This is a genomic window from Photorhabdus viridis (assembly GCF_040256935.1).
Taxonomy (GTDB): Bacteria; Pseudomonadota; Gammaproteobacteria; order Enterobacterales; family Enterobacteriaceae; genus Photorhabdus; species Photorhabdus viridis.
In genome coordinates, this window is record NZ_JBEJZY010000080.1 from 1 (window position 1) to 8,773 (window position 8,773).

Annotated in this window: 1 protein-coding gene; it reads right to left on the minus strand. The window is 56.4% G+C overall.

What is annotated here, in order from left to right; translation table 11 throughout:
- Positions 1 to 8,773 (minus strand): amino acid adenylation domain-containing protein (locus ABR397_RS21360; RefSeq protein ID WP_350307472.1); only part of this gene is annotated, 8,773 nt, incomplete at both ends.

Consider the following 8,773-nt stretch of genomic DNA (forward strand, 5'->3'; position numbering starts at 1 on the left):
ACGGTTGCACTACCTGAGCCGTCAGCCCCAGGGCTTCCCCAAAATCCTCCACTGACAGCATTAACGGATAGTTGGTCCGCTCCTGTGCGCCCAGAAATTCAATACCACTGACAATGTCATCCGCCGTTGCCGACAAAGTATTATGCCGATAATTCAACAGGCTATTAAAGAGGGGAAGTTCACCCGGCACACTACTGCAACGCTGGGCCAGCGCCAGTGACGCGTGCTCATGTTCTAATAATCCGGCCAGCCGGGTATGAGCGGCCTGTACGCTGTTCCGTACCGGCGTCTCATCAATATCCAGACGCAGCGGCAGGGTATTGATAAACAGCCCCATACCACTGTCAGCGCCTTCTCCCGACTGCATACGACCAAACAGCACCGTACCAAACACGACATTCTTCTGACCACTGGTACGCGACAACACCTGTGCCCAGGCCAGATGACACAGCGCCGCCAGACTGACCCCCAAATGCCGGGCCTGACTGCGCAGACGATCATTCAGCTCAGGCGCCAACATGCGGTGGGATTCCGTCACCTGCGAACCATCACTATGCACCTCCGTCAATCCGAACGGCAGCGTGGATTCATCCACCGCCGCCAGCATATCGGTAAAGAAGCGGGTATGCGCTTCCTGACTGACCCCCAACCGGGCCTCAGCCACCAAATTACGGAAAGAAACTGGGGAAGGCAGGCTGTCCTCCTGTTCGGTGAGATACGCCTGAACCTCACGGTTCATCACGTCCAGCGTGGTATGGTCGCCAATCAGGTGATGCAACAATTCCAGTAAAAACCAGCGCCCATCAGTCTCTTGCGCCACGACAAAACGCAGCAGCGGTGCCTGACCCAAATCAATACGATAATGGTGGGGATCAAAACGTTGAACCAGTTGATCACCCACCGGTCCATCAGCCGGGTCCAACGTCAATTCAGTGACCGATAACGGTACCTGACGCCAAACCACCTGCGCCGGCTCTGATAATCCTTGCCAGATAAAGGCCGTACGCAGAATATCGTGACGATCAACCACCTGTTGCACCGCCGCCAAATAACGGTCCAGCAGAGTCCGTTCAGCAAAGGCCATCTGACTGACCAACAGATACGGATCCCCTTCGTTTGCCAGTAAGTGGTGGAATAAAATACCGTCCTGCAACGGCGACAGGGCATAGATATCCTGAATATTGGCTACCCCGCCCGGCACCTGCTCAACGATACGGTCAATCTCAGCCTGAGTCAGATCAATCAGCGGCAACATCGCCGGCGTCAGTGTCGTGTCTGCCGGGGTGATGACGTTAGGCGGTATTGTCACAGCCTGATGCTGTCCCAGTGACCGGGCCAGTTCAAACAGCACCGGAAACTGGAACAGATCACGCGCCGTCAGGGTCAACCCAAGGTGACGCAGGCGTTCAACCACCCGTATCGCCAGCAGCGAATGCCCCCCCAAAGCGAAGAAACTGTCATGCCGGCTAACCTGTTCAATCCCCAGTAATTCACGCCAAATCGCCGCCAGGGCCATTTCCGTTTCGCCCTGGGGCGCTTCGTAAACTTGATAAGCAAAGGCTTCATTGTCCGGGGCCGGCAATGCCCGGCGATCCAATTTACCGTTCGGCGTCAACGGCAACGCCTCCAGACGCACAAAGGCGGACGGCACCATATAGTCAGGTAAAATGGCGCTCAAATGGGCACGCAGGCTGTTCACCAGCCCGTCATCCGCCGATGCCACCACATAGGCCGCCAGCCGTTTATCCTCCCCTTCCCCCCGTACCAACACAGCAGCCTGACGCACCGCCGGGTGTTCTGCCAACCGCGCCTCAATTTCCCCCAGTTCAATCCGGAAACCGCGGATTTTCACCTGCTGATCGTTGCGGCCCAGAAACTCGATATTGCCGTCCGGCAGGTAACGGGCCAAATCCCCGGTGCGGTACATGCGCGCATCTGGGTTATCACTGAACGGATCAACCAGGAAACGTTCAGCGGTTAACTCAGGGCGATTGAAATAACCCTGGGCAACGCCATCGCCTCCCACATAAATCTCTCCATCCACCCCCAACGGCACTGGCTGACCATAAGCATCCAACAGATAAACCCGCGTGTTGGCTACCGGTCGGCCAATCGGGATACGGGCCGCTCCCTGCGCCAATGCATTGATTCGGTATGTCGTGGTAAAGGTAGTGCCTTCACTCGGCCCATAGCCATTTAATAGCTGTTGTGGCGGATTCGTGCTCAATACCTGCCCAATGACATGGGGATCAAGGGCATCTCCCCCGACAATCAGGAGCTTTATTTGCGGCAGAACCGGAGACAGCTCCGCCGCCAGCTGGTTAAATAATCCAACACTCAGCCACAGCACCGTCATTCGCTGAACCTGTAAAGTCTGTACAAAAGTTTGCGGCGTCAGCAAAGTGACGTGCTCGACAACCACTAACGCGCCGCCATTGAGCAACGGTGCCCAGACTTCAAACGTACTGGCATCGAAAGCCGGATTAGCCGCAAAGGCCACCCGGTCATCCGCTCCAATTTCAGCATAACCATTATTGATGACCAGCCGGACCACCGCACGATGCGGCACCAAGACCCCTTTAGGTGTACCGGTCGAACCGGAGGTATACATGATATACGCTAACTCAGCGCTAGAACGCGGTAAGTCAGGGTTGAGGCAATCTTCCTCTCTATTCGTGTCTGTCTCATCAGAGAGACGCAACAACGGAACAGCCAGGTTAGCCGGAATATCATCCCGTGTATCAGTGAGCAACAACCTGACTGAACAATCGCTCATCAGCCAGTTTTTCCGTTCATCCGGCACATTGGGATCAATCGGCACGTAAACGGCACCGGCTTTGAGAATAGCCAATTGTGCCACCACCAGCCCCATCGAACGCTCTAATAGGAGCGCAACATGATCACCGGGATCAACCCCTTGTTCGATCAGCTGACGAGCCAACCGGTTAGCACGCGTATTCAGCTCCGTGTAGCTGAAGGTCTTATCTCCCGCTATCAGTGCCGTCGCTTCTGGTGTTTTCTCCACCTGTTGTTCAAACAGCTGATGAATACACAATTGCTCAGGATAGGCGGTTTCCGTGGCGTTCCAGGTTTCCAGCAACAACCTGCGCTCCGCCGGGGCTAGGATATCAATCGTCCCAACCGACTGTTGAGCCTGCGCGACCATCGCTTGCAGCACCGCGTGCAGATATCCCACCTGTCGCGCCATGGTCGCGGCATCAAACAGCGCCGAGGCATAATTCAACGCACCGACAATCCCGCCCGCCTCTTCTGACAGGCTCAGTTCAAGATCAAACTTAACAACATCAAAGGCTTGATTGACCGGTGACACCGCCAGCCCCGGTAATTGCCATTCCGTCCCCTCCGTGCTCTGCCAGGCAAACATCACCTGGAACAATGGCGTATGCGCCAGCCGGCGCGGCGGTTGCACAATTTCCACCACCTGCTCAAACGGTAAATCCTGATGCGCCTGCGCCGCTAAGGCGGTTTGCCGTACCCGCGCCAGTAATTCCGTCACCGTCAGTTCACCCGGGATATCAATACGCAACGCCAGCGTATTCACAAAGAACCCAATCAGGGGCTCCACTTCCTGACGACTGCGACCGGCACTCGGCGTTCCAATCACTACCGTTTCCTGACTAGACAGTCGCGACAGGACCACGGCCCAGGCTGACAACAACGTCATAAATAACGTCACACCGTGCTGCTCACTCAGGCGTTTCAGCGCGGCCGTTAATGCTGTATCCAAGTTAACCGGCACGGTATGCCCGATAAACGACTGCTCCGACGGACGCGGCCGGTCAGTGGGTAAATCCAGCAGCACCGGGGCATCAGCTAGCATGGCCCGCCAATAGTCGGATTGCGCCTGGGTCCGTTCAGCCGACAGCCACTGACGCTGCCAGGCGGCATAATCCGGGTACTGAATCGTCAACGGCGGCAACGGTGCCGGCTGCCCGGCCAGAAACGCCGTATAGAGTGCGCTCAGTTCGCGTATCAGCACATCGACAGACCAGCCATCGGAAATAATGTGATGCTGGGTGAGCAGGAACCGGTATTCATCATCGGCAAGCCGGATAAGCGAAGCGCGAACAAGCGGACCACGCTCAAGGTCAAATGAAGCCCGCGCTTCTTCCGCACACAGGCGTTCAAGCACACTGTCCGCCTCCGGGAGCCCGCGCAGGTCATGTTGGGATAACCGCAGGCCGCTATCCGGCGCTAACAACCGCACTTGCGGCTGACCGTCAACAGAGACAAAAACGGAACGTAATGCGTCATGACGGGCAAACACGCTATCCAGCGCCTGCTGCCAGGCCTCGATATCCAGCTGACCGCACACGTGCAGAGCCATCGGAATATGATAAATCTCACTGACCCCCTCAAGCTGCGCCAGGAACCACAGGCGCTGTTGAGCGAATGACAACGGTAACTCACCCTCACGGGATATCGGCAGGATGGTGGGTAAGATCTTACGCTGTTCATCAAACCGGGCACACATTACCTCAGCAAAGGCCATTAATGTGGACGCTTCAAACAATGCGCTCAATGGCAGTTCGATACCCAGCGCCGCTATCCGGTTCATCATCCGTACCGCCAACAGCGAATGACCACCCAACGCAAAGAAGTTGTCATGCCGGCTGATCTGCTCAATTCCCAGGACTTCACACCAGATAGCCGCCAGCGCAATTTCAGCTTCCCCTTGCGGCGCTTCATAGACCTGACGGGCAAAGGCTTCCTCACCTGGAGCCGGTAATGCCCGGCGATCCTGCTTGCCATTCGGGGTCTGCGGGAAGGTATCCAAACGTACAAAGGCTGCCGGTATCATATAGTCAGGTAAAATCGCACTCAGGTGTTCACGCAGACGGGCAACTAACCCGTCGTTCGCTGCCGCCACGACATAAGCCACCAGACGTTTATCCTGCCCATCCTCCCGCGCCAGCACCGCCGCCTCTTGTACCGCCGGGTGTTCCAGTAACCGGGTTTCAATTTCCCCCAGTTCAATACGGAAGCCGCGGATTTTCACCTGCTCGTCGTTACGGCCCAGGAATGCCAGATCACCGTCAGGCAGATAGCGGGCCAAATCCCCGGTGCGATACATGCACGCACCCGCTACCGGGCTAAAAGGATCCCGTATAAAACGCTCTACGCTCAATTCCGGCTGGTTAAGATAACCGCGCGCCACCCCAACGCCGCCAATATACATTTCACCAATGCAGCCTAATGGCACCGGTTGTCCATATGGGTCCAGCAGGTAGATGCGAGCATTTCTAGCCGGCCGGCCAATAGAATGCGCATCGGCTGGGGATAACACATCCTTATAGGTCACCGTCACCACATTTTCAGTCGGACCATAACCATTCAATAGCCGGGGCCGGTGGCCTTCCTGCCTGAACCAGTCCTGAATAGCATTCTTTTTGACCGCCTCACCGCCAATGATGATGAGCCGGAGGCAATCCGGCAACGGCAACCCAGTCTCTCTGGCCGCCAGTTCAGACCAGAACAGGGTCGGCAGCGACACTACCGTAATACGATATTGCCGGGTTAAGGCAATAAATTCCGGTATCGAAGCCAGCCAGCTGGCATCGCGAAGAACCAGCGTCGCACCATTGCATAATGACGAGAAAAAATCTTCCACTGAAACATCAAACGCAAAAGCGGCAAATTGCAACAGCCGGTCCTGCGCTGTGACGGCATAAGTCTCATTAAAGCCCAGATACCGTTGATAAATCGCCTGATGTTCCACCATCACCCCTTTCGGCTGCCCGGTTGAGCCGGAGGTGTAAATCACATACGCCAGATGCTGTGGCGCCAACGCGGAGACTTGCGGATTACTGTCCGGCTGGTCTGGCAGGGTATTCGGGTCCAGTACCGTCAGCCCGGCCAGCGCCTCTTCGCCCAACACAGCCCGTCCAACCGCATCAGCCAGCACCACTGCCGGGGCGGTATCATTCAGAATATATACCAGACGCTCACCCGGATAAGTTGAGTCCAACGGCACATAGGCCCCGCCGGCTTTCAGCACCGCCAGCAATCCCACCACCATCGCCGGGGAACGTGCCACACAAATCGCCACCGGCTGGTCGGGGGTGACACCCAACGCAATCAATTGATGGGCCAGGCGGTTGGCGCAGGCATTTAATTCCGCATAACTGAAAGTCTGCTCTTGATACACCAATGCCGTCGCCTCCGGAGCCCGCGCCACCTGTTGCTCAAACAACTGATGAATACACAACGCCTCAGGATAGGCGGTTTCCGTGGCGTTCCAGGTTTCCAACAACAGCGTACGTTCCGTTTCCGGCAGGACGTTCAGTGTCCGTACCGGCGTTTCTGGAGCCTGTTCAAGCGCCTCCAGCAGACTCTCCAGCGCCTGCTGCATATAACCGCATATCCTGTCCGGATCAAACGGCTGCACCGCACTAGCCGTCAGTCCCAAAGTGGACCCCCCGTCTTCCACCGATACCCCAAAGGGATAGTTAGTACTCTCCTGTCCGCCCAGGGATTCCACCCCCTCCATCGTTTCATTCAGCAGATCCAATTGATCATTATGCCGATAATTCAGCAGGGCGCTAAAGAGAGGCGTACCACTGGCAACCCCACTGCAACGCTGGGCCAGCGCCAGTGACGCATGCTCATGCGCCAACAACCCGGCCAGCCGTAAATGGGCCGCCCGCACGCTGTCCTGTACCGGCGTATCATCGATATCCAGGCGTAACGGCAAGGTATTGATAAACAGCCCCATGCCACTGTCAGCCCCTTCTCCCGCCGCCATGCGCCCAAACAGCACCGTACCGAACACCACTTTTTCCTGACCACTGGTATGTGATAACACCTGTGCCCAAGCCAGATGACACAGCGCCGCCAGACTGACGCCCAAATGCCGGGCCTGATAGCGAAGACGGTCATTTAACTCAGTCGTCAACATCCGGTAGGATTCCGTCTCCTGAGATCCATCATGATGCACGTTCGCCAGCCCAAACGGCAGCGTGGGCTCAGCCACCGCCGCCAACATGTCGGTAAAGAAGTGGGTATGTTCCTCCTGACTGATACCCAACCGGGCCTGCGCCACCAGATTGCGGAACGGTGTCGGTGCAGACAGGCCGTTCTCCTGACCGGTAAGACACGCCTGGACTTCGCGATTCATCACATCCAGCGTGGTATGGTCGCCAATCAGGTGATGCAGCAATTCCAGTAAAAACCAGCGGCCATCGGTCTCCTGCGCCATGACAAAACGCAGCAGCGGTGCCTGACCCAAATCAATACGATAATGACGGGGATTAAAACGTTGAACCAGTTGATCACCCACCGGCCCATCAGCCGGGTCCAACGTCAATTCAGTGACCGACAATGGTGCCTGACGCCAAACCACCTGCGCCGACACTGATAATCCTTGCCAGATAAAGGCCGTACGCAGAATATCGTGACGATCAACCACCTGTTGCACCGCGGCCAAATAACGGTCTAGCAGAGTCCGTTCAGCAAAGGCCACCAAACCCGTCAACAGATACGGATCCCCTTCGTTTGCCAGTAAGTGGTGGAACAAAATGCCGTCCTGCAATGGCGACAGGGCATAGATATCCTGAAGATTAGCTATCCCACCCGGCACTTGTCCAACAATACGGTCAATGTCAGCCTGAGTCAGATCGATCAGCGGCAACATCTCTGGGGTGAGCGTCGTCGTCGCTGACGTAATAACATTCGGCGGCACCACCACGGCCCGGTGCTGCCCCAATGTTCGAGCCAGTTCAGACAACACCGGCGACTGGAACAGGTCACGCACCGCCAGCGTCAGCCCCAGGTTACGCAGGCGTTCAATCATCCGTACCGCGAGCAGTGAATGACCGCCCAGCGCGAAGAAACTGTCGTGCCGGCTGACCTGTTCAATGTCCAGCAACTCACGCCAAATGGCCGCCAATGTGACTTCTTTCTCTCCTTGCGGTGCCTCATAGATCTGACGGGCAAAAGCCTCGCTGTCCGGTGCCGGCAGCGCACGACGATCCAACTTACCGTTCGGGGTCAACGGCAACGCATCCAGCCGCACAAAGGCCGACGGCACCATATAGTCCGGTAAAGTTGCACTCAGATGAGCACGCAGGTTATTCGCCAGCCCCTCATCCACGGGTGCCACCACATAAGCCACCAGACGCTTATCCTGCCCTTCTCCCAACACCAACACCACCGATTCACGTACCGCCGGGTGTTCTATCAGCCGGGCTTCAATTTCCCCCGGTTCAATCCGGAATCCGCGGACTTTAACCTGCTGGTCGTTGCGGCCCAGAAATTCCAAGTTGCCATCCGGCAGGTAGCGAGCTAAATCTCCTGTTTTATACATCCGTGCACCCGGTTTATCGTTAAACGAATCGATCAGGAAACGTTCAGCAGTCAATTCTGGCCGGTTCAGATAGCCCCGCGCCACACCCGCGCCACCAATATACAATTCCCCCACCACACCCAACGGTACAGGACAGCCAAATTTATCCAGTAAATAAAGCCGGGTATTGGCAAGCGGGCGACCAATCGTCGGGAAGGGATGCGCCGGCGCTATGCAGGCCAGCGTTGCATCCACGGTGCATTCGGTTGGGCCGTAGACGTTATAAGCTGTCAGTTGCGGTATACCGGTTACCGTCCGCCAGGTTTGTACTGATATGGGTTCACCGCCAATTAACAGCGTCAACGCTTTTTGATGCTGAGACAAACCCGCTGCCAGCAACATCTCTAATTGCATTGGCGTACAATCCAGCACATCAAGATTTGTCCTGATTAAAAATTGCAATAAGGC